A 20,934-nucleotide genomic window follows, 5' to 3' on the forward strand; every position below is an offset into this window, starting at 1 on the left:
GCTAATAAACAGGAGAAAGATAAATGCCCGCGAAAAAGCCCAAGCCTGATTACGGCTACCAGTTCTTCCTCGAAGGCTTAAAGGAACTCTTCGCCGAGAATTACCAGGCCGCCGCCAAGTTATTCAACTCCGCTTTGTGCGATTACGAAACCTTCTGCCCGGCAAGCAAAAAAGATGAGACCGTCCATCTCTTTTTCCGGTTCTTTAAGGAGTGGACAAACGCCTTTGCCGATTACCGGGCAGGACGCCTTGATTCCGCCGAGAGCGGGTTTTCCCATGCCGTGGAAATCACCCTGGAATTACCCCAGCCCTTCCGCGAAGATTTCCTTTTCCCCGCCCAAATATTCCTGAAGCTGGTTCCTCTGCAGGACAGGCTGGAAGATGTCCTGGCGCAGTCCAAGGATTTCACCCAGCTTTCCGAAGAGCTGAATAATTTCATGGGGCCTTTGGGCGAGCTCCAGGATGAGATGGGACTGGAAAACGTTTCCGACACATTTTATATTATCCTGACGGCGCAGTTGAATATCTGCTTTGTGCTGTTATATCTCCTGGGCAAACTACCGTCGGCGGTTCTGGAGGGAATCATCCGCACCGGTCAACCGGCAAAACCGGGAACCGCCTCGCCCGCCCGTTTAGTCCAATGGGCGCTGGCGCAGGAGCAACTGTCCCTGATAGAAATCGGTTTTGAGCGCGCCGCGGAAATTATCCCCCAAGTAAGCCGGTTTGCCATGGAGCTCGTTCATGCCGAGGCGCCGGAGAAATTAAGCGCCATCAGCGCCGAGCGGCAAAAACAACTCCTGAAAATCCTGGAACCGTTCAACAGCTTCGGCGAGGCTTTCGCCCAATCCGAAGTCCTCAAACCCGCCGTGGAACATTCCATTGAGGCATTCAAGAATTTCCTCTGGGAATACGAAACGAAGTTAGGCGATATAGTCAAGAATTTACCCGGACTGCCCGGAAAAACAGACGCATCAATAAAATTCCCCGCGCCGTCCGGGGCAAAATGGGCTGATGTTATTATAGATTTTATCAATACCCATTGCGTCAAGATTACCATCGGTCCGGTTTCCAAGCAGTATAATTACGCGGAGCTGGGCTTTAAGAACCAGCGTAATGGACTGCCGGATTCGTCCTGGAAGCTCCTGTGGGATTTGGCGCACAGCAACGGCAGAATTACCTGGGATTCGCCTGCCGCGCGGCGCGGCTTGAAAATGGCAATTTCCCGTTTAGCCTTGAAACTTAAATCCATCATGAATATCCCATCCAGCCCCTTTTTCCATTATAAAGCAACCTATTCATATACCGCGAAATTCAGGATACTGCCTTCTTGCGCACAGGCAGGCGACGCGGAAGAACCGCGTTTCATGCCGCTTAAATTTGACCCGGAAGATCAGTCAAGCCGGGCGGATGGACCGGCAGGAAACACCTTTGAGAAAAGGCCTCCTGGTTATCCGGAACCAGATGACCCGGCGGGATAAATCCTGATACTCCCTGATTTAATCCCGCCAAACCCATATCGCCGCCTGTTCAAATCCGTATCTTCATCTTATTGGAGCTGTATTTTAATCCTTTCAAACCCATATTCCGGTTGCCATAGCCCCACACCCTGATTACTAATATGCCCCGATTTAATCCATTAAGGGTAATATTCTCATCCGCTTAAATCCATACTTTCATCAATACGCGCCGGTATTTTTATCCGTTTGGGGCGGCGTCCCGGCCATTTGGGGGCTATGCTTTAACCGGCACAGAGCCATGCCCACAATATTCAGGGGTAGCGCCCGCGGGGGTATCCCCCCTCTAAAAAGTGAATTAAGGATAGCGCCAATTGTAACCGCTCAAAGCCCAATTGTAACGGCTCGTTTGGAAAAACCAAAATCCCGTGAAAAATCAGCAAAATATTTTCTGCCCTAACGTCTTGAATTAATAGGCGTTATAAACACAGCCGCCAAGATTTCCGGAAAATCATGCTTTTCAATTGTAACCGTTACCATTATAGGGTGGAAGGCGCGGGTGAAAAACCCATGCGGGATAGGCGGGCGCTTAGGAGTTCCAGACTTACCCCGGCCAGGTAAGCACGGGACGGCAACCGCCAGGCTAACGCAAGGGATAAATCCCGCGCTTAACGAAAGGAGGTGACTAAGATGAGTATAGTAAGAAGCCATGTGATTCTGGCGGTGGATTTCCGCGTCACGGCGCCTTTGAGAGTCGTCCAGCAATGGGCGGATGGCTTAAAGGCAAACGCGGAGCGAATCAACGAGAAACGCAAGGCCCGGATTCCCAATGAGGAAAAGTTCCAGGCAAGAGTAGCCAAGATTTCCAATCTCTTCTACGCGCCGACGATGAACCCTTCGTTCATCAGCCGGGCGGGGTTAAAAGCCGGCGATATCGTTATCAAGCAGGGCGCTAATCTCAGGCGTTCATTCAGGAAATACAACGAACGTTTGGATTACGTCTTTGCCACGGTGGACGGTGTTCCGGCCAAGAGGTTCAAGGAACTGGTGGATCTCGCCCAGACGGATTTCTCGGAAGGAACAGCCGCACGGCTCCTGCCTTTCACCGGAGTTAAGGTGGAAGAATTAGGACCGGCGCCGATAACCGTTCTCTGGTTGACCGCGGATCCCACCACGGAAGACTTCATGCGCTCAGGTGACAAGATTCTGGAAGGCGGACCTTTCTTGATGACTATGCTGGAAAAACGCTCGGCCTTTAAGGCGGCGTTGGCCGGCCGGTTAATCCAGGCAGGCGCGGCGATTGTCCGGTCAAATTTTGACCCGATGGTAATCGCCCAGCAAAACGCCCTGACCAATTCGATTGTTCAGGGATTTGTGGACCCCGCGCTCGGTTTAGAATCTTTCACCACGGGCGGTGCTTCCAAGGTAGATTACATTATGCAGAATAATGATCTATACCTGGAAATCAAAGTCTCCCAAGTGTAAACCCAAGCCGGAAAAGGATTGTCCCCCGATGCCTTCGGTCGGGGGACGCCTTTTTTATTTATCCATCGTTACCTGATTCCGCCCGTTAGATTTGCTTTGGTACATAAGCTTATCCGCCCGCTTTATAAGAGAGCTTATTGTGTCATCGGGATGCGCAAGCGTCGCCCCGGATGAAATCGTTACCGTCAGGTTTTCCTTTTGAAGCTTGAGCCCTGATTTCTCAACCAAATGCCTCAGTTTTTCCGCAATTCCATATAACTCGTTTTTATCCACATTCACCGCTATTGCCACAAATTCTTCTCCGCCCCACCTCCCGAGGAAATCAAACGACCGCAAAGCGCTTGACATGGTCTTGGCAACCATTTTTAGAATCTCGTCTCCCGTATCGTGCCCGTAAGTATCGTTCACTTTTTTGAAGTGGTCGATATCGGAAAAAATCACCCCGAAGCCCCATTTATACCGCTTAAGTTCATCCAGTTTGGCGCGGATATTTATTTCCGTATAGCGCCGGTTGCCGATTCCGGTAAGCTCATCCAAGAAGGCAATCTGCTGAAGCTCCTGGGCCCTTTTCAAGGCAATCATCCTATCAGTATTATCGCTGAAGAGTTCGACCGCGCCGATAATTTTCCCTTTTTCATCATTAATAGGCGAAACACGCACTGAAACTGGAATCCGATATCCTTTTTTGTGGTGTAGATACACCTCATTGGAGCAGGCGCGCTTACAAGCCATGCATTCAGCCAGCGGACATAAACCCACACACAGGCTTTGCCCTTTTCCATCAACGTGCATCAGGATGTTATCCGAACACTGCTTACCGATAACTTCCTCTTCCGAATAACCGGTAATCTTTTGGGCGCCTTTGTTCCAGTAGGTTATTTTACGGTCGTTATCCACGAAATAAACGCCTTCGGAAAGGTTATCCAAAAGGTTCTTATAAAACTCTGCTCGTTCCATAGAGGAAGCTAATTTAATCAAAAACAATCGCCAAGTCAAGCTAAAGCGAATTACGTAACTTTCTATATTTATTTGACGATACGCCCTTTTTATCTAATAATACCTTATCTCAAAATGGAGGGTTTTTATGAGAAAGCATCTGGCTGTCATTTTGGGGCTCATTTTATTGGTCAGCGGATTGGTGACACGCGCAGAAGACAAACAAAACCAACCTGAAAAACCATCTGTCCAATGGAGCATACAGGATGCGGAGCCTTACTGCCCTGAATGCACCCTGACCGTAGAGATCGGAACAACCAAATGCCAGTATTGCTCTGCCGAATTTTCCTGGTCTGAACCAAAATTTGATAATAAGCCTGAGGGGGCATTATTCAAATTCCGCTGTTCTATAAAATCCAATAACATAAAACTCTTTAAGGAAGTTTCTGTTGAGGAAAAGATAGAAGCCTATAAAGATAGAACTCTGTCTCCCTGCGTAATCATAAAGACAGAAAAAGGCGATAACGACCAGAACATATCCCTCTATTTCGTGGTAAGTGAAAAAGAAGGATGCCGGCACCAAAAAGCAAGCCTTATAAAGGAGAATGAAACATGGAAGGTAGCGGCTATCGCCGATACGAAAGCGCCTAAAAGGTCAGACAGAATGGAAGCTAATGAAACAGTCGCTATCGGCAGCTTAAAAGCCATTCATGCTGGGGAAGCAACATGGAGACAAACCTCCATGTCCGGCACCGGCAAGACGGATTACTGGACCTATGATGTCTCAACATTATACCGCATGCTAAAAGGAGGAACCCCGTCTGCTTATATCACCCTTGACCTGGCAAAAGCAGACGTCAATTGCCATCCGGATGATTCAATTGCAAACGGTATTACACAGGATTGGAACGTAATCAAAAGCACTTGCGGACCAAAGGCAGGCTATTGGATCAAAGCCTTGAAAGAATACGAACCGGGCAAGCCTTATAACCAAAATTTCTATGCGGGAACCAATGTGGCTTGCGCCAATGATTATCGCTTTGGCTTCTGCGCTTTCCCTGCGGAATATGGCGTTTCCGGTATTCGTACTTTTATTCTTAATGAACAAGGCATAATTTATTATAAAGATCTCGGCCCCATCACCGAAACCAGGGTTAACAGGAAAGTAAAAACCACCCCTGAACAGGAAAAAGCCCTTAGCGCGCTTATCAAACAGTTGGGCGCTGATGACTGGGAAGTGCGTGAGAAAGCCCAGGAAACCCTGACTAAAATGGGAAAAACCGCCAGGGAATTATTAGAGAAAGAAAAGGATGCAAAAGACCCCGAGGTAAAGATGCGCGTTAACCTGATACTGAAAAACATAGCGGCGTTCGATAAAAAAGGAATCCCGGGAGGGATAGATTGCTGGCCCACGGCAGACCCAACTACAAAAGGATGGAAACCAAGCGGAAACTAACATAATATGATTCATCATTCGCAACCAACGATAACATTGCGTGATATCAAAGCCTCCGGGCGAGCGCTGAAAAGCGGATACTTGAGCCAGGGCAAAGTTACGGCTGAATTCGAAAAAGCCATGGCTCGATATATCGGAGTGAAATACGCCTGCGCGGTTAATTCAGGAACGAGCGCTTTACACCTGGCGCTGCTTTCTTTGGGAATAAAAGACGGCGATGAAGTTATCTTCCCCTCTTATGTCTGCACCGCGGTCCTTAATGCCGTAATTTATTGCCATGCCAAACCCGTCCCAGTTGATATCGCTTCTTCTGATTTCAATATCTGCATTGAATCTACCAAGCGGAGAATAACCAGGCGCACCAAGGCGATTATCGTGCCGCATATATTCGGCTTTGCCGCCAATATCCATAAATTCCTGCAAACAGGCATTCCGGTTATCGAAGACTGCGCCCATGGCATCGGCGCCGACTATGACGGCAAAAAACTCGGCTCTTTTGGGACGCTTTCCATTTTCTCTTTCTATGCCACAAAGATGCTGGCAACCGGTTACGGAGGAATGGTTATGACTAACAACAAAAAACTGGCGGAAAGGATAAAAAACCTGCGTGAGTTCGATAACCGCAACGACTACATCACACGTTATAATTACCAGATGGGCGATTGGCAAGCCGGGCTGGGCTTAAGCCAGTTAGCCCAACTGGATAGCTTCATTAAAAAGAGAAGGGAATTAGCCCGCCTCTATGATAACGCTTTGTCCGGGCATCCCGATATAATTTACCGCCAAGCGGTGCGCCGGAATAGCAATCCATCCTGGTTTAGGTATATCATAGGCATCAAGAACCAAACTGCTCTCTTCAGCCGCCTACGTAAAAAAGGCATAGAAACTAAACGCCCTGTTTTTAAGCCTCTCCACCGCTATCTGAGGCTATCACCCAAGCAATTCCCAGTAACTGAACATATTCACAAAACCGCTGTTTCCATCCCGATTTATCCGTCCCTAAACAACCAATCCGCCGCTTATATCGCAAAATCAATTTAGCCACGGAGACTCAGAGTTCACAGAGACAGAAATACTTTTATCAGCCATTTACTCCGTGCGCTCTGCGCCTCGGTGGCAAAACTTCCGCATGGTGATTTTACTTGACTTACGGCTTAATTTATATATTATATAAAACTTTCAAGAATATAAACAATCAATTCAAGGAGTTGATTATGGCAAAAGAAATTAAAGATATTAATTCAAAATTCGCGGTTATCAAGGATGGCGGCAAGCAGTATGAAGCAAAAGAAGGCATGAAGCTTAATCTGGAGCTTAAAAACGCCAAGCCGGGCGATGAAATAGAGCTTAAGGATGTGCTCCTTTATGCCGACGGCAACGATGTGAAAATCGGGGCTCCGCTGGTAAACGGCGTAACCGTAAAGGCAAAGGTGGAAGGCGAGATGCGCACACCCAAGGTCACCAGCATAAGGTTCCACAGGCGCACAGGAACAAGAGTGGAAAGAGGCCATCGCCAGAAATATACCACGGTCAAGGTTACCGGCATACTAACTGCGTAACACTATTTAAATGACCAGATTCCCGCTCATAGTCAAGCGGAACTTCTTCAATCTTTTAATCACATTAAGTTCTGTAGCTTTAATATCACTATCTCTGCCATTTTTCAGCGCTAATTCTCAGCCTAAAGCAGAGCAATTTAAGGATTACCAACAGGTTAACGCCGTGATTCACCTCCAAACACCGGTAAGCGGAGGAACCCGGACATTCGCAGACTATATCCGGTTAGCCAAAGAAAATAATATCCAAGTCCTGATTATTAACGACCACGATAACTTGAGTTATGAGTATTCCATATACCCTTTGCGCTGGCTGGCTAAAAAGACGGTAACAAAAAGTTCTGTCCTTACTTATGGAGCAGCTGATTACCTGGAATTATTCACTAAAAGCTCAACCGATGTCATGCTTGTTGATGGCGTTGAATCCACTCCTTTTTATTACTGGACGGGTTCATTCCAGATGAAAACGCTCGCCACGGCAAAGATGCCCGTTATATCCGCTCCGCGTGAACTGACACTGCATGACCGCGGCAAACACATGCTGGTAATCGGGCTTAACAAGCCGGATGCGTACGAGAAACTCCCGACACTGGCAAACGGGTATTCCTCGTTTGACGCCTATCACGGGAATATCGGCGACAAGCCTTACCAGGAAGTGATAGATTACGTCAGGCAAAACGGAGGCCTCACTTTTTGGGCACATCCTGAGGCAGAAGAAAAATGGAATACCGGCGGCGTGGCGATTGAGACCAAACCTTATACGGAATCGCTTCTCAACACGGTCGATTATACCGGCTTTGCCGTATTATCCGATGGCTACCAAAAAGTCGGCCGTATCAACGGCATTTGGGATACTGTCCTAAAAGAATATTGCGATGGCAAACGCAACTCACCTGCCTGGGCAATCGGCGAACTGGATGATTACGGCAATAAACAGATTGACTCTATCCAAACAGTGCTACTTCTCAAAGATAAATCCTATGGAGCAATTATCGACGCCTTAAAATCAGGCAGGATGTATACCGTTCTTAAGCCGCTTAAAAGTTCGACGCTCTCCCTGGAAAACTTTGCTGTTGAAGACACTAAAAACGAGTCAAAGGCCGCTTTAAGCGGCGGGGAATTAACCTGTCAAGGCAAACCAATCATCCGTATAAAAGTAAAATCACATAAAGCCGGACACATTACCGTAAAACTTATCTGTCAGGGCAAACTTATAAAAGAATATAACGAACCCTTGCCGTTTGAAAGCTCTTTCCGGGACGATAACGCCCCAGCCGGGAAAAAGATATATTACCGGCTGGATATCACGGATGAATTCGGAGGAAAAATCATCTCTAATCCGATATTTGTAATAAGAAAGGAATAAAAAACATGGCTATTATATTTAACGAGCAGAATGCATATCGCCTGCTAAAGCAACTTGCCTTCCCGCGCCTGGGCGGAACCAAAGAGGAAAAAGCCGCGGCGGATTTATTGAAGAAATACCTGAAATCCATCGGTTTAACCGCCAAAGAAGAAACTTTCCAGATGCAGACCTTCAAGGATATCTCCGCCTCATTGGAAGTGCTTACCCCATACCGCAAGAAATATAAGGTGTCCGTCATGGGAAACAGCGGCTCAACGCCGCGAGGAGGGATAAAAGCCGAATTGGCGCATTTTATCTCCTCCGCTCCGGAAGAATTAAAGAAAGCGAAAGGCAAAATCGCCATCACTTATAACGCCGTCACAAAAACCATTTACCAAGAGTTGCGGCAAAATAACGCCAGGGCGTTAATCCGCATCACCGGACCATCTGCCGCCCTGCAAAACCTTAAACAGAATGACCTTTTCACCAAGGCTTACGGCAGGATTCCATCTGTCCTCATTAACTACGAAGACGGGCTGGAAATAGTCCAAAAAGGCGCCAGGCTCGTGCACCTTATTTCCCTGCAGAAAGAGATGAAAGCCACCTCGCGAAATATCATCGCGACTATTCCGGGAACCGAATTCCCAAACGAAAAGATAATCCTCTGCGCCCATTACGACAGCGTCAATAAGTCCCCTGGCGGGGTTGATAATGCCGGCGGTTCGGTAACCATCGCGGATTTCGCCAGCCATTTCTCCGTGAACAAACCCAAGCGCACCCTTATCTTCATCTGGTTCGGCAGCGAGGAGATGGGCTTAAAAGGCAGCTGGGCGTATGCGGAAAAACATAAGAAAGAATTAGTTGCGCCAAAGCCGCCAATCTCCCTGAAAAGCGAAGAGATTAAACTCCTGATTAACCTTGATGTCGCCGGAACAGTCCTGGGTAATAATGGCGCGGTCATTTGCGGGGCTGAATCCATGGCTAATTTCATAGACTCATTTGCCAAAGAAAAAGGCATTCCAATGAATGTGCACCATTCCGCTTATTCCAGCGACAACATACCCTTTAACGAAAAAGGCATCCCTTCCTTCGCGCTTAACCGCCACAGCGGATATTCCGGTCATACACCGCTTGACGGCATCCATCAGATGGGCCCAGAGGGATTAAAAATCCTGGGGCAATTCGGTCTGGAACTTGTCAGCCGTATTGCCAACGCCGTGGAAATACCGTTTGAGCTTAAGATTCCGGAAGCCGATAAGAAATCACTCTATGAATACGTGGAACGTGCGAATCCGTTTTATAAGAGAAAATAGAACACGAATGTCACGAATAGAACGAATTCCCCATTTGATAAATAATTGACTCTATGGAAAAATCATTCCTCAAGCATTATGCGGAATGGTTCGGGTTAAACCGCAAACGACTAATCCGCCTAGGAATCTATTTTATCGCATTAATCATTCTGGTCGGAGGAAGAGGTTGGTTTATTGCACATTCTGTAGGCGGTTATTACCCATTCGCCAATTTCATAATCGACCTTATCGCCCTGTCATTGATTATTATCATACTTCGCTTGTTTAATTATGCTGTAAAATATCTATTAAAGAAAATAATTCCAAATAAGCAGATTGCTTATCGTATCATCCTGAGCGCCATACACATACTTATCATAACCATTATCGCCGGTTCTTTTCTTATCACTACTCTGCAATTGCATCCCCAGCGCATGGCTTGCAGGAAACCCATCCGAACTGGGATTGGATTACGAAGAAGTTGCCATCACTTCCGATGGACTCAAGTTGTCAGCCTGGTATATTCCAACCGCAGGTAAAACAAGACCGGTCGTTTTAGTAACTCATGGATTGGCGGCCAATAAGGAAAACTTTCTGGAGCCGGTTTTGCTTATGAACAGCCTTAATTATAACGTCATGATTTGCGATTTCAGGGGGCATGGCAACAGTGAAGGCCAATTCACCACTTTCGGCATAAAGGAAGCCGAAGACATAAAAGCCGTTTATGACTGGATTAAAATAAGGCATCCTCAAAGCCCCGTTTATGCGCTTGCCTATTCCATGGGCGGAGCTGCGGTTATCAGGGCGGCTGCGAAATATAATATATTTAATAAAATTGTCCTAGATTCATCGTTTGCCCGGAGCGAAAATGTCGCCAGGCAAACCATCTTAAAAATCTTCGGGCCTTTTAGCTCGGTCTTCTGGCAAATGGGGAGATTCTGGGGATGGGTCTGGACAGGAGTTGATATTGCCGACAGCCAGCCTGAAAGAGATATCACCTCATTAGCTAATCGCCCTATCATGATTATACACGGAACAAAAGACTCAATGATACCATATACAGAATCTTTACGATTATATGAGGCAACGGGTAAGCGAGCCAAACTATGGCTGGTTGAAAACATGGACCACGTCCAAAGCCTGATGAGCCCGGAATATAAAAAGAGGATAAAAGAGTTCTTTGAGGGTAATGACCAAAACACAAATAGCACGAATGAAACGAATTAAGAATTTTATTCGTGCTATTCGGTGTTATTCGGACTATTCGTGTTTTAGTGTTTGTAAAGAATTCTTGATTTTATAGGCTCGAAAATGTAGAGTATAAACTAATATGACAGATTTAGATATTGTAATACGTTTGCTCGTGGCAACGGTTTTAGGCGGGGTAATCGGATTAGAACGGGAAATCAATAACCAGCCCGCGGGCTTACGCACCCATATCATCGTTTGCCTGGGCTCGGCTCTGATAATGATTGTCTCAATCGAAATGGCAAAAGCAAGCGCAACGGTTGACCCGACAAGAATCGCCGCGCAGGTGGTGACCGGAATCGGATTCCTGGGCGCCGGCGCAATCTTGAGGTTCGGCATCTCCGTCCGCGGATTGACCACCGCGGCCTGCCTTTGGACCGTGGCAGGAATCGGTCTAGCTGCCGGAGCCGCTATGTGGCTGCCGGCGACCCTCGTAACCTTTATCTCGTTCTTCACCCTGTATCTCCTTGAAAAGCTGGAAAAGAGAATCATTATCGGCAGAATCTATAAAAAAGTATTCGTCACGGCAAAGGACGTCAAAGGCATCATCGGGAGCGTGGAAAAAGTCCTGCATGATTCCGATATCACTATCCATAATCTGGGCCTCAATAAGCTCATCGTGGAACACAAGGTCCAGCTAAACGCCCTGGTTACCATACCGGAAAAAGCCGATTTGGATAAGATTTCCAAGGATATGTCGGCGATTGACGGGGTGGAACAGTTCGAGATAGAATAGTTTTTTCACCACAGAGGACACAGAGAACACGGAGAATAAATGGAAAATACTAACAAGAAATTAACATCTATTAGTATGCTATTATTGGTAACTGCTATTTTATTTACAATAATAGTGGCCTTAAATATTCCTTGTAAAGAATCGGTAATACAAAAAGCAAGGGGATTAACACCTATAACATCAGTAATTCAATTAATTTCCATTATTCTTTTACCTATATTATTATTAATCGAAATACCTCTTTTTATAAAAGCTTATCTATGGATAAAAAAGAATAAAATACCTTCTGAATCATTAGAAATCAATTCGATCGTTTTTATTATTAGCTTCATATTATTCTTTTTTACTATTTTCATTCTCTTCACAGCATAGATAAAAACAACTATCTCTGTGTCCTCTGTGTCTCAGTGGCTATATTACTTCCCCTGCAATGCCAACTGTCCGCAGGCGGCGGCGATATCGGCTCCCTTGCTTTTCCTCAGCATAGCAATTATCCCGCGGCTTTTCAGGATATTCTGGAAGTCCTCGATGGTTTTATATGAAGGCGATTTGTAAGGCAATCCTTTAACTTCGTTATATGCTATCAGATTTATCTTACTCCACGATTCTTTGGCGAGTTTCGCGAGTTCTCCGGCATGGTCTTTACCGGTATTGAATTCGTCTATCATCAGGTATTCAAGCGTGACATCCTTGCGGGTCAGGGCGCGATATTTACCGGCGGCTTTGATTATCTCATTTATCTTAATCTTTTCCGCCATGGGAATGATTTCTCGGCGCAGTTCGTCATTCGGCGCGTGGAGCGATATTGCCAGGTTTGTCGCCACCTTCTCCCTGGCGAATTGGATGATTTTATCCGGTATGCCGACGGTCGAAACCGTGATACGGTTTAAGCCAAGCCCCATTCCCCATTCGGCGTTAAGGATAGTCAACGCCTTTATAAGGTTATCATAATTAAGGAACGGCTCCCCCATTCCCATTACTACTATATTATTCACCTTTATTTTATTGCTCAATGCTCCTTGCTCAATGCTCATTTGCTGTGCCAACAGTACCTGTTCCACTATCTCATTCGCCTCAAGCGAACGAATCAGCCCCTTTTGCCCGCTGGCGCAGAAATGGCACTTGACCGGGCAACCCGCCTGGGTGGAGATGCAGAGCGTCGTGCGCCCCGCGTCAGAAAGCACCACGGTTTCGATGCAATTGCCGTCTGCCAGTTTTACGAGGAGTTTTCTGGTCCCGTCTTTGGAAGCAAAGACCTGCTCTACCTTAGATGAAATAACCATAAAACTATCGGCAAACGTGGATTGGATTTCAGCGGAGAGATTGGTCATGGATTTGAAATCCGTCACGCCCTTGCGGTAAACCCAATCAAGTATTTGTTTAGCGCGATATTTAGGAAAACCCGATTTAACACACTCCGCCTCCAGTTCATGGAGGGTAAATGACGTAACCAAAGTCTTATTTTCCATAATGGTTCGTTTTCTATCTTTAATAAAATAAGAGGTTGGGGGAAAAGGCAGTAATCCTGTCCTACCCACCTATAGCACCCCCATAACAGCACTAATACACCTCCGTTATAACACAAACTCACCTTTATGACTATTTAATTCCTCCAGAGTAGCGGTTCAAATCCGCTGTTATTATGGTTTAAAATCTCCGCTGGCATGGTTCAAGATTACTATTATGCCGGTTCAAGACTACCGATGCTATGGCTCAAAGCCGCCTACGTAATGGCTCAAAACCACCGCTTGTATAGCTTAATATTACCGATGGCACGGCTCAATATTACCGTTATTATGGCAGCATATAATCATAATAGGACATGGCAAAACAACTCAAAGAACAATATAGTATTAGACAGTTATTTACTCGGTTCCCAAACGTATTTTCCGGTCTTGTCGATATAGCTTTTTTCATCGCCCCGACATAAAGTCGGGACTTCGCTACGCTACGCAGAGAACACGGAGAGGATTGATAGTTATTTACCTTCGGATTCAAAGCAGTCAATTAGCTCTTCAAACACCGGCGACCAGGAAGGATTGCTTCCCCTGGTTAATACCTGAACGCCAGAGCCATCTGCGTTCATCACCAGCACCCCCATATCGCCGCCCGTCCAGGAAAGAAAAGTAATCTTTTTGCCATCCGGGCTCCATGACGGGCCATTCCCATTAACCGGAGTTATCATTTTCTGGTTTTTCCCATCGGCATCCATGACATAAATCCGGCGGCTTAACATGTCTCCAGCCGTACCGTCCCGGTCTGAACAAAACGCGATCTTTTTGCCATCCGGCGACCAACTAGGATTCGAATTATCTCCGGCACTATCAGTTAACTTAACCGTCTTTTTGTCAGCAATATCCATAACATAAAGCTGGTATTGCTTGCCATCAGCTGCCTCATAAACAACTTTTTTCCCATCCGGACTCCATCGGCCGACACAACTATTATTCTGGTCGATTAGTTTTTGCTGGTTTTTTCCGTCCATATCCATTAAATAAACTTTAGTGGAGCCATCTTTATCCGAAGAAAAGGTGATTTTTTTTCCGCCCGGGCTGCAATCAGAGATGCCTTCATTAGCCGCATCATTAGTTAGTTGCCTCAAATTTTCGCCATCCACATCCATGATATAAACATCCTGATTTCCTTTTCGATTAGAAACGAATATTATTTTTTGCCCATCCCGGCTCCAAGTTGCAGCACTATTATTGGCTTCGGTATTAGTAAGCGGCTTCTTGTTTTTGCCGTCAGTATCCATTATCCAAATCTGATGCGGCTGGGTAGATGACGCAAAAAGAATCTTCGGCTTGACTCTTTCCCAGAGGGCGAGAAGAACTTGATTGGCACGGGCTTTCACCTCCTGGTCCTTATCCTGTTCGGCATCCTGCAACGCCTTAACCAATTTCTTGAAATCCGCTTTCACCGCCTGGGTATTTTTCTTGGCATAAAGGGTCTCCCAGTATTTGACGATTAATTCACTCCCGAGGGCGATTAGCCTTTTATGGGCTGACTCCCGTTTCTCCGAGAAACTGTCACCCAGTTGTTTGATTAATTCAGGCAGGTTATCCCGGGCGCCAATGCTATCCACCTTCACCTTAAACTTTTCCAGCGATTCAAGCGATTTTGTCGCGCTTTGATTCTCCGGGTCAATTACTAGCGTCATCATAAAAGCCTGGGCGGCAAAATAGCGGTATCCTTTATTAAGAGCAGTATTTCCCTGCGCCAAATATTTCTTGGCTCCTTCTGTTTTTATTTTAGCGAAAGTCTTCCCGAATTTATCCGACTGCTTGATTTTCTGCCTGACCGAATTAAGCGTTTTGGTTTCATCCGCTGTCGGGTTGCGTTTGTTTTCCAGTATTTTCAAAGACAGGCGATAGTATTTTGTCGCTTTGACGGATTCATTTAATTTCTCGCAAGCCTCAGCTAATTTCATGTATACGGGCAACGGATTTTCGGAGTTAACCAAGGTTTTCCTGAAATAGTCTTCGGCCTCCTTGAATTTCGACTCCGCAAGGCTTTTCTGCCCCAGCCCGTAATACAGGTTTTCCAGTTCTTTATTTACATTAGAAGAAACCCCTTCCTCTTTTTCCAGAGATGCAACCTGCTTCAACGAATCTTCTGCCACCGTAATACCGGAGTCGATTTTCAATACCAAGTTAAATATATCCGCAGCAATAAGATAATCCAGTTCTTCAATCGTTTCCTTTCCTAATAGCAACAATTCCGCCGTAATCTCCTGTCCGCATTTTACCAAAGCCTCCTCAAAAGCGCCAATCTGCTTTATTTTGATTTCCGCCTTATCTTTAATCTTAACTTCTTCATCCGATAAATCCTCTTTTATTTCCAATATTTGAAGGCACGTTTTATAGTATTTTAATGCGCTTATTTCATCTTTGAGGCATTCGCAGGTTTCTGCGGCTTTAACCAAAGCCTTCATAAAATCAGGAACATATTCCAACGATTTGCTGAAAAGATTCAATGCCTCATCGTATTTCTTCTCGTTGAATTTTTGCTCGCCCAATTTATAGAAATCTACCGCAATCTGCGTGTTTTTATCCGTCGGAGAGTCTTCGGCAGTGATTCTGACTCCAGTGAAACAAATAATACAAATCAAGTTTATTATTATTGTAGTAATGGTCGTGAACAAGTAATATTTAGGTGGGAAACAAATTTTCATATTGGTTCTTTTCTTTTAATAATATTTTAACTCAAAACGGGCATATTTGTCAATAGAAATACTTAATGCTTTATATGGTTTATTACCTTTCCAAAACATATTGAGCAAGGCAAGCAGTTTATTTTTATTGCCTTCAGTCAGTTTTAATGGTTAGATGATAATATTTCGTACACGGATTAAGCGGATGTGGTAGATAATAATTAACAAGTTTACTGTCAGTTAAATCCGCTTACTTTATTAATCTATATGAAAGTTTTAGTTACCGGTGGAACGGGTTTTGTCGGCAGTCACCTCGCAGAAACCCTGCTCAAACAAGGCGATGAGGTCTTTTGCCTGGTGCGTAAGCAAAGCAACCTGAGATGGCTTTCCAATCTCAAGGTCAACTACATCTACGGGGAGATGGCGGATAAGGATTCGCTCATCGAGGCGGTCAAATCCAAGGATATCATCTACAACGTCGCTGGAGTAATCAAGTCCCCCAACCGCGCCGAATACGAGAAAGGCAATTACATAGCCACAAAGAACCTGATAGAGGCAACCTTCCAACATAACCGCAATTTATCCAGATTCGTCCATATAAGCAGCTTAGCCGTGGTCGGCCCGTGCGCGGGGAACATCTGCCATACGGAAGATGCCAAGCCCTGCCCGATTACGGATTACGGCCAGACCAAGCTAAAAGGCGAGCTGGAGGTGACTAAATACAGGGATTTTATGCCCATAACCATCATCCGTCCGCCGGTGGTCTATGGGCCGCGCGATACGGGACTGTATTTCTATTTCCAGGCGGTGTCCATTGGCGTAAAACCGGTATTTTCCAAAACCAAGCACGTCAGCCTGATTCATATAGATGATTTGGCCAGAGGAATCATATCCGCCGCCGCGAGCCAGAAGTCAAAAGGCGGGATATATTTTATCGCCAATGAGGAACCGGTCAAGACCAATTACCTGGCAAACCTGACCGAGCAGGCAATCGGCAAAAAGGCCAAAACCCTGTATTTATCCGACCGGTTTTTATCCGCGGCGGCCACGGTTTGCGAAGCGGTGTGCGCTTTCAGCGGAGAAACGCCCATTTTCAACCGCCAGAAGGCAAGGGAACTGGCACAGATGCTCTGGGGCTGTTCGGCAGAGAAGGCCTACCGGGATTTCGGCTTTAAAGCATCCATACCGCTCGAGGAAGGCTTCCGTAAAACGGCCCTCTGGTATAAGGAAAACGGCTGGATTTGACACGCTAAAATTATGTTGACATCTCTGCTTCTATTAAGTAATATATATAATTTTGATATCTCCAAAAATACTATATTGAAAGGAACAAAATGGAATTAGCATCGGTCAAAGAATTAATTCAGGCAGGCGCCCATCTGGGGCATACGGTCAGCCGCTGGAACCCGAGGATGAAGCAGTTTATTTTCGGCAAGCAGAACAAAACCCATATCATCGATATCAAGCACACTTTGAAAGGTATGGTCATTGCCCAGCATTATCTGGCTGAAGTAGCCAAGAAAAACGGCATCGTCCTTTTTGTCGGGACCAAGCAGCAAATCAAGGCAATGGTCAAAGACGAAGCTACCCGTTGCAACATGCCGTATGTCAGCGAACGCTGGCTGGGAGGAACTCTCACTAATTTCAACACTATCCGTAGTAGGTTGAGCAAGCTGATAGAGTTGGAAACCATGGAAAAAGACGGCTCGCTTTCCAGGTATAACAAGAAGGAAATCTCGATGTTTAACAGGGAACTGGCAAAACTGAGGCGCAACCTTAGCGGGATAAAAAGCATGGCACGCCTGCCGGATGCCCTGATTGCCGTTGATTATAAAGACAGCAAAATACCCATCAGGGAAGCCAAAGCGATGAAAATAAGAACAATCGGATTAATCGATACGGACGGCGACCCGACCGGAGTGGATATCGTCATCCCCATTAATGATGACGGCATGCGCGCGATAAACCTGGTTTTAAAACAGATGGCGGATGCGATTATCGAAGGGCAAACAAACGCCAAGATTGAAAAAGTCACCCCCTTGGAAAAGGAAAAACCTAAGAAAGTAAAGGAGGCAAAATAATGGGCAAAGTTTATCAGGGAAAATTGTCCGGAGATAAGAAACGTTTCTGCATCATCGTCAGCCGCTTCAACGAACTCCTGACCAAGAAGCTTCTGGACGGGGCAATGGATAGACTTTTGCGCCATGACGTCAAGGAAACCGATATCGACGTGGTTTGGACCCCCGGCTCTTTTGAAATTCCCCTGGTTGCCCAGAAGATTTCCGGCAAGAAGAAATACGACGCGGTCATATGTTTAGGCGCAATTATCCGGGGAGACACGCCCCATTTTGATTACATTGCCAGCGAAACTGCCAAGGGAATTGCACAGGTAAGCCTGGTTTCCGGCGTTCCGTTGGAATTCGGGATTATCACGGCCGACACGCTGGAAGACGCCATCGAACGCGCCGGAATCAAGAAAGGCAACAAAGGCGCGCAGGCAGCCGAGGCAGCCATTGAAATGGCAAACCTCGTGGAACAGTTGTAACGATATTTTAGTAGTTTTACGCATCGCAAAGGAGATATAAAATGGCCGAAGTAAGCGCTCAATCCGTAAAAGAGTTACGCGAAAGAACCGGGACAAGCGTAATGGAATGCAAAAAAGCCCTGGTTGAAAGCAGCGGGGACATACAAAAAGCACTCGATTATTTAAAGCACCGCGGAGTAAAACTCGCGGAAAAGAAACAAGGTAAAACAACCACCGCCGGACGGGTCGGTTCTTACATACACTCCAACGGCAAAGTCGGGGTCCTTGTGGAACTGGGCTGCGAAACCGATTTCGTGGCTAATAACGAGGAGTTCAAGGAACTCCTGCATGAAATCTCCCTGCAGATTGCGGCCATGAATCCGATTTATGTCTGCCGGGAGGAAATACCGCCTGAAGTAATTACTAAGGAAAAAGAATATTTCCGCAAGGAAGTCCTGGAACAGCAGCAGAAAGAAGGCAAGGAAAAACCGGCGGCCGTTACCGAAAAGATAATTGACGGAAAAATAGAAAAGATATTTTACACCCAACGCTGCCTTTTAGAACAAGCATTTGTCAAGGACGATGCTAAAAAGATACAGGATTTAATCAAAGATAAAATCGCTAAATTCGGCGAAAATATCGTGGTAAAGCGATTCAGGCGGTTTGAAATAGGCAAGGAATAATCTCTCCATGCCCAAAAGCGCGAAGTTTAAACGGGTGCTTCTCAAAATTAGTGGAGAAGGTTTCTGTCACACCGGCGGCAAAGGCATTGATATCAACGAGATAAAATTCATCGCTCAGGAAATCGTTTCTGCGTCCCAGACCGGAGCCCAATTAGCCGTGATCGTAGGCGGTGGCAATATCGTACGCGGCTCTCAATTAAGCAAACTTGGCGTCACCCGGGCAACCGCAGATTATATGGGTATGCTCGGCACAATCATTAACTCACTGGCACTTCAAGACGTCATCGAAAAGATGGGGACCCCAACCAGACTCTTGACAGCAATCCCGATGGAAGTAATCGCCGAACCTTTTATCAGGAGGCGCAGCATCAGGCATCTGGAAAAAGGGCGGGTGATAATATTCGCGGCCGGCACGGGCAATCCCCATTTTACCACGGATACCACGGCGGCTTTACGCGCCGTGGAAATCAATGCAGATGTAATATTTAAGGCCACCAAGGTGGACGGCGTTTATGATGATGATCCGATGAAAAATCCGCAAGCCAAAATATATAAGTCACTCTCCTATATGAAGGTGTTAAACGAAGGGCTTAAAGTGATGGATTCAACAGCCATCACGCTTTGCATGGAAAATAAAATCCCCGTCATCGTATTCAACATGAAAAAACCCGGTAATATTCTGAATGTCGTCAAAGGCGGAAAAATCGGGACTGTTATTTCCTAAATATTGTGCGTATTTAAATAAGAGCTTGCTTCTTCTTGAACGTAACTACTTCTTTTCTTTCAGCTGGTTGACTTCTTGCTTGATTTGTTCGCAAATTATGGAATCGCCGGAATTCTGTTTCATGAAATCCTCAAACTCCTTGATGGCTTCATCGTATTTATTTTGGCTAACCAGCTCACGGTAAATTCTGGCACGCAATTCATTGAATTGCCTTGCGGGACTATTGGTCATTTGAATCAAGTTTTGAAGTTTTTCTGCCTCGTCAACAGCAAAGGTTGCTGCCTGAGTCCCGTTATACTTTTCAGCAAACGTTTTCAGTTTAGCCAAAACACCGCTGGCTTCATCAGTCCCGGCCGCATCGGCTTCGGCTTTTAACGGTTTCCACTGTAACTGCGCTTCTGTTTCACGCGCCATGCGCTTTTGCAAATCTTCCTGGGTTTCTTTTACCTTAGACGCAAGCTTTGAAGTCTTGTACCGTTCTAAAAACTTATCACAAAGCTCCAGCCCTTCCTGATAATTGCCTTTCTGGGAAGCTGTTTGTATTTTTTCGTATAATTCCTTCGTTTCTGATTTTGCGGGCGATTCCTCTTTGCCTTTATCTTTGGAGCCGCCCATCATTAAAACGGTTCCGATAATAACCACAAGAACCACCGCGCTTATTATGCCGATAAGGAGAGTATTCGATTTTTTGGGCTTGGCGACAGAAGAACCATTTTCTTCCGAATTATCATCACCGTTCGCTTTTCCTGTTTTAGTTTTCCTGGATGAAAGTGGTTTCCCCGGTTTCTTTAATCCGGATAACTTTGAAAAACTGGCGCCAGCGCCTTTTTTGGCAGGTATGGTTGAAGGCTTAACTGAGATAGGCGTACCAGCAGTCTTTACCCCGCCATTAGCCACAGAAGGCTTGCTGACAGTAGAAACAGCTTTAACGACAACAGCCGGTTTCACTATCACGGTTTGCTGGTGATCCATATCCGACTGAGCGACAGAAGCTGAAGTTTTTACAGGCACTTTGACAGGAGACTGGCTTGCCGAGGAACTTTCAGTGGCATCAAAAACTATCTGCACATCACCAACTTTTATCAGGTCTTTATCCTGTAAAACTCGTTCCTTTATCTTTTCGTTATTAACACGTGTCCCATTACCGCTATTTAAATCAACTATCTTATAGCCGGAAGGAGTTTTGACAATCTGGCAATGCGCTCTGGATATCTTTATATCCTTGAGAGGCAGGTTATTATCATCTGTACGACCTATAGTCGTGATGTCGTTTTTGACGAGAAACCCTGTTGTTTGCATTCCTTGGGTAATTATCAGTTTAGGCATAATAAAACAAAGATGT

General features: G+C 45.8%; 19 protein-coding genes. 15 read left to right on the plus strand and 4 right to left on the minus strand.

Annotation, left to right across the window (positions count from 1 at the left end):
- The first annotated feature begins 23 nt into the window (after nt 1-23).
- Nucleotides 24-1,478: a hypothetical protein gene (locus HY811_01800; protein ID MBI4833539.1), complete on the plus strand. Its 1,455-nt coding sequence runs from the start codon at nt 24-26 to the stop codon at nt 1,476-1,478.
- Between the two features lie 666 nt (nt 1,479-2,144).
- A complete protein-coding gene (locus HY811_01805; protein ID MBI4833540.1) occupies nt 2,145-2,939 on the plus strand; it encodes a hypothetical protein in 795 nt (264 codons plus the stop codon).
- Nucleotides 2,940-2,993: 54 nt separating this feature from the next.
- Here the strand turns inward: HY811_01805 and HY811_01810 are convergent, their stop codons facing one another.
- Nucleotides 2,994-3,896 carry a sensor domain-containing diguanylate cyclase gene (locus HY811_01810; GenBank protein MBI4833541.1) on the minus strand — a complete coding sequence of 301 codons (903 nt, stop codon included), beginning with the start codon at nt 3,894-3,896 and terminating at the stop codon, nt 2,994-2,996.
- Between the two features lie 127 nt (nt 3,897-4,023).
- On the opposite strand from HY811_01810, the gene HY811_01815 reads away from it, so the two are divergent.
- From HY811_01815 to HY811_01850, 8 genes are all read left to right on the plus strand, one after another.
- Entirely contained in the window at nt 4,024-5,331 is a 1,308-nt protein-coding gene (locus HY811_01815; GenBank protein MBI4833542.1) for a DUF2950 family protein, read from the plus strand.
- Between the two features lie 6 nt (nt 5,332-5,337).
- Nucleotides 5,338-6,372 (plus strand): DegT/DnrJ/EryC1/StrS family aminotransferase, encoded by a 1,035-nt coding sequence (locus HY811_01820; protein ID MBI4833543.1) that lies wholly within the window; start codon nt 5,338-5,340, stop codon nt 6,370-6,372.
- 173 nt (nt 6,373-6,545) lie between these two features.
- The gene (gene rplU / locus HY811_01825; GenBank protein MBI4833544.1) at nt 6,546-6,890 is read left to right on the plus strand and encodes a 50S ribosomal protein L21; all 345 of its coding nucleotides are present in this window, start codon (nt 6,546-6,548) and stop codon (nt 6,888-6,890) included.
- A 10-nt stretch (nt 6,891-6,900) separates the two neighbouring features.
- Entirely contained in the window at nt 6,901-8,253 is a 1,353-nt protein-coding gene (locus HY811_01830) for a hypothetical protein (GenBank protein ID MBI4833545.1), read from the plus strand.
- A 5-nt stretch (nt 8,254-8,258) separates the two neighbouring features.
- Nucleotides 8,259-9,545, plus strand: a complete 1,287-nt coding sequence (locus tag HY811_01835; GenBank protein ID MBI4833546.1) for a M28 family peptidase — start codon at nt 8,259-8,261, stop codon at nt 9,543-9,545.
- 53 nt (nt 9,546-9,598) lie between these two features.
- Nucleotides 9,599-10,063 (plus strand): hypothetical protein, encoded by a 465-nt coding sequence (locus HY811_01840; GenBank protein MBI4833547.1) that lies wholly within the window; start codon nt 9,599-9,601, stop codon nt 10,061-10,063.
- Nucleotides 9,990-10,751, plus strand: a complete 762-nt coding sequence (locus HY811_01845; protein MBI4833548.1) for an alpha/beta fold hydrolase — start codon at nt 9,990-9,992, stop codon at nt 10,749-10,751. The genes HY811_01840 and HY811_01845 overlap by 74 nt, the downstream gene beginning before the upstream one ends.
- Nucleotides 10,752-10,854: 103 nt before the next feature.
- Nucleotides 10,855-11,508 carry an MgtC/SapB family protein gene (locus tag HY811_01850; GenBank protein MBI4833549.1) on the plus strand — a complete coding sequence of 218 codons (654 nt, stop codon included), beginning with the start codon at nt 10,855-10,857 and terminating at the stop codon, nt 11,506-11,508.
- A 416-nt stretch (nt 11,509-11,924) separates the two neighbouring features.
- Here HY811_01850 and rlmN read toward each other — a convergent pair whose 3' ends face one another.
- Together rlmN and HY811_01860 are read right to left on the minus strand one after the other, a co-directional pair.
- Nucleotides 11,925-12,977 (minus strand): 23S rRNA (adenine(2503)-C(2))-methyltransferase RlmN, encoded by a 1,053-nt coding sequence (gene rlmN / locus HY811_01855; protein MBI4833550.1) that lies wholly within the window; start codon nt 12,975-12,977, stop codon nt 11,925-11,927.
- Between the two features lie 509 nt (nt 12,978-13,486).
- Entirely contained in the window at nt 13,487-15,682 is a 2,196-nt protein-coding gene (locus HY811_01860) for a PD40 domain-containing protein (protein ID MBI4833551.1), read from the minus strand.
- Nucleotides 15,683-15,928: 246 nt separating this feature from the next.
- On the opposite strand from HY811_01860, the gene HY811_01865 reads away from it, so the two are divergent.
- The 5 genes from HY811_01865 (at nt 15,929) to HY811_01885 (ending at nt 19,592) form a co-directional block, all read left to right on the plus strand.
- The gene (locus HY811_01865) at nt 15,929-16,906 is read left to right on the plus strand and encodes an NAD-dependent epimerase/dehydratase family protein (GenBank protein ID MBI4833552.1); all 978 of its coding nucleotides are present in this window, start codon (nt 15,929-15,931) and stop codon (nt 16,904-16,906) included.
- An 89-nt stretch (nt 16,907-16,995) separates the two neighbouring features.
- Nucleotides 16,996-17,742, plus strand: a complete 747-nt coding sequence (gene rpsB, locus HY811_01870) for a 30S ribosomal protein S2 (GenBank protein MBI4833553.1) — start codon at nt 16,996-16,998, stop codon at nt 17,740-17,742.
- Nucleotides 17,742-18,206, plus strand: a complete 465-nt coding sequence (locus HY811_01875) for a 6,7-dimethyl-8-ribityllumazine synthase (GenBank protein ID MBI4833554.1) — start codon at nt 17,742-17,744, stop codon at nt 18,204-18,206. The genes rpsB and HY811_01875 overlap by 1 nt, the downstream gene beginning before the upstream one ends.
- 41 nt (nt 18,207-18,247) lie before the next feature.
- On the plus strand, nt 18,248-18,868 hold the full coding sequence (gene tsf, locus HY811_01880) for a translation elongation factor Ts (GenBank protein MBI4833555.1): 621 nt from the start codon (nt 18,248-18,250) through the stop codon (nt 18,866-18,868).
- A 7-nt stretch (nt 18,869-18,875) separates the two neighbouring features.
- Nucleotides 18,876-19,592 carry a UMP kinase gene (locus tag HY811_01885; GenBank protein ID MBI4833556.1) on the plus strand — a complete coding sequence of 239 codons (717 nt, stop codon included), beginning with the start codon at nt 18,876-18,878 and terminating at the stop codon, nt 19,590-19,592.
- 45 nt (nt 19,593-19,637) lie between these two features.
- Here the strand turns inward: HY811_01885 and HY811_01890 are convergent, their stop codons facing one another.
- Nucleotides 19,638-20,918 (minus strand): FHA domain-containing protein, encoded by a 1,281-nt coding sequence (locus HY811_01890; GenBank protein ID MBI4833557.1) that lies wholly within the window; start codon nt 20,916-20,918, stop codon nt 19,638-19,640.
- Nucleotides 20,919-20,934: the final 16 nt, after the last annotated feature.

The sequence above is a fragment of the Planctomycetota bacterium genome (assembly GCA_016207825.1).
GTDB lineage: Bacteria > Planctomycetota > MHYJ01 > JACQXL01 > JACQZI01 > JACQZI01.